Origin of the sequence: Bullifex sp. (genome assembly GCF_034103065.1) — a bacterium.
Classification (GTDB): Bacteria; Spirochaetota; Spirochaetia; order Sphaerochaetales; family Sphaerochaetaceae; genus Bullifex.
In genome coordinates, this window is record NZ_JAXEGN010000067.1 from 1 (window position 1) to 2266 (window position 2266).

The window sequence follows — 2266 nt, forward strand, 5'->3', positions numbered from 1 at the left end:
AGTATTTAGCATAGGGTGTTTTAGGTTATTTTTATTGTCTCTTTTTACTTCTATTATACTGTTTTTCTTTGATTGTTCCCTGTTTTGGTACAAAAATGGTACAAGAGCATTAACATAGATTTTTAAGGGTATTAATATAAATAAAATACCAAAAGTAAATCATTAACACTCATTTTATTTATTGTACTTTATAACATACTTTTTAAGAACATCTTACTTCTATTGTTGTCATATCACCTCAATAAAAAAGCACCTCATTTCTGAGATGCTTCTGATAAATTATATTTCAAACTAATCTTCTACTATTTCAAAGTCTTTTTTAGGGTAAAGATAGTCTTCACCTTCCTCGTCAATTACACGATACCAATATCCATTTTCTTCTCCAAGACATTGATATATGTGTCCTTTTATGACAGATAAATTACTACCTTTATTACCTATATATCTAACCTTCATCAAAATACCTCTAGTCACTTCTTGCATGCTGATATTAAATTTCAATACCTAGTTCATCCAATGAATTCTGTACTTCATCAAATGGATAACCATGATATAGACAGTTTACATAATAATTATAACGTAAAGGTATCTCATATGGAACTGTAATCATATTACAGCACTTTGATTCTGTAGCTGAATCATTATAGTTTCTTCTGTATGGTTTTAGCTCTGTTCTCATCCTGTTCTCTGCTGATTTTAACATCATGCTAGCATTGTCGGCAACTTCCCATAAAGGCTTTACATCAATATCTGTCTTATTATGCAGATATTTAAGAGAAGCTATGTTGTTACCACACTTTTTAATTAGTGAAGCCTTTTCTGTTTCCGTCATCTTCTCAGGTGTTTCACCATATAAATCAATAAGCATTTTTACATCATCAAGAATGGGAGAGAGAAACCTATCCTCTATGGCTTCATACAGTTTCGTCAAATCATCATAGATTGATTCAAATTCCTGGTTTCCAGTTCATCATATTTAGCTTTCTCTTCCTCAATAAAGCGTGAGCCAGTTCCCACTCTATATACTTCCTTCAATTCCTTGACTATGCCTTTCCTCATTTGCATAAAATTTGTTTTGAAGTCTCTAAATGATGGTAGTTATAACTAATTGGTGCTTGTTGATAACTCTCATTTTTTTTACTCTTTCATTTTCAAGTATTTTGACTAGCACTTAGTCATATTATTGGTTATCTATCTCCATTTATTCTGATTATTTTAACTAGATTATCTATACATAATATAGCTATCTACACTCGGATGCAGAATGGCTTTCAAGGGAACAATCATGAACAAAAGGCAGTTCACTCAATTGGATGGAACAACATCGGCAGAAGATCCCAAGCAGCTTTATGATAAGATAGCAGCAATGAAAAAGCTTAAAAGCCTGGCTTATGCTTCTGAGATTCAGGCATGTTGAAAAACCTTATAGCCGAAAGAATTGCAATATGCTATATTTTTAATATAGGAGGGAAAGATGGCTACAACTTCTTTTGACACTACATTCAGAATCAATCCCGATTGGGGGGTAAAGAACCTAAAGAAGGGCCTAGAAGAATATGAGAAAAACGGCCCCAAATTCCCATCTCCCTCAATAGCCCCTGTACTGAAGCCAACAGCTGAAGTAATGGAGATGATTGGGAAGTTGAAGAAATAATGAGTAATATCAGTACGCTGAGGCTGTCCGACTGGATAGCTAAGGACAAATCGCATGAAGAGACAGAAAGGCAGGAGAGGATATCAGAACTACTGTCCTTCTTTTCTGTCCCTAAAAACCCCGATGTGGAAAGATTTGCACACAAGAATGCCATCCCATACGAGAAGGCAAATAAAGGCAGGACATATATTCTTGTAGATGAGAACACCTATCCGCTCGCCTATTTTACACTCGGACTTGGACGTTTGGAATATTCTGCAGATATTTCAGGGAAGCTATGGAAGAAGCTCAGAGGAGTTGGAGACGGAGATGCAACGGTCCTCACCTGCATTCTTCTTGGACAGCTTGCCCGCAATCATGGAGTATCATATGATTCACTTCCTAAAGGTTGTCTTTTCAATGAAATGCTTAACGCTGTTTACCAGGGACAGTCTTTCGTAGGAGGACGTTTTCTCCTTGCTGAATGCAATGACGATCTTATCGGCTATTATCAGAAAAAAGGATTCATCCACCTTTACAAAAACAGCAACAACCATCTTAATCAGATGATACTTCTTCTATAGAGTACTGCATATTGAATGGATATCGTAGTCTATGGATGCGTGATTTACG

5 protein-coding genes are annotated in these 2266 nt (G+C 35.6%); 3 read left to right on the forward strand and 2 right to left on the reverse strand.

Annotation, left to right across the window (positions count from 1 at the left end; genetic code table 11):
• Window positions 1–291: 291 nt before the first annotated feature.
• Together SOY52_RS02945 and SOY52_RS02950 are read right to left on the reverse strand one after the other, a co-directional pair.
• Window positions 292–483 carry a hypothetical protein gene (locus tag SOY52_RS02945; RefSeq protein ID WP_320847490.1) on the reverse strand — a complete coding sequence of 64 codons (192 nt, stop codon included), beginning with the start codon at window positions 481–483 and terminating at the stop codon, window positions 292–294.
• A 7-nt stretch (window positions 484–490) separates the two neighbouring features.
• Window positions 491–868: a hypothetical protein gene (locus tag SOY52_RS02950; RefSeq protein WP_320847491.1), complete on the reverse strand. Its 378-nt coding sequence runs from the start codon at window positions 866–868 to the stop codon at window positions 491–493.
• 396 nt (window positions 869–1264) lie between these two features.
• On the opposite strand from SOY52_RS02950, the gene SOY52_RS02955 reads away from it, so the two are divergent.
• Genes SOY52_RS02955 through SOY52_RS02965 form a run of 3 tightly spaced genes read left to right on the forward strand, consistent with a single transcriptional unit; the run spans window position 1265 to window position 2217 of the window.
• Window positions 1265–1417, forward strand: a complete 153-nt coding sequence (locus SOY52_RS02955; RefSeq protein ID WP_320847492.1) for a hypothetical protein — start codon at window positions 1265–1267, stop codon at window positions 1415–1417.
• Between the two features lie 57 nt (window positions 1418–1474).
• Entirely contained in the window at window positions 1475–1654 is a 180-nt protein-coding gene (locus tag SOY52_RS02960; protein WP_320847493.1) for a hypothetical protein, read from the forward strand.
• Window positions 1654–2217: a hypothetical protein gene (locus SOY52_RS02965; RefSeq protein ID WP_320847494.1), complete on the forward strand. Its 564-nt coding sequence runs from the start codon at window positions 1654–1656 to the stop codon at window positions 2215–2217. The genes SOY52_RS02960 and SOY52_RS02965 overlap by 1 nt, the downstream gene beginning before the upstream one ends.
• Window positions 2218–2266 lie beyond the last annotated feature (49 nt).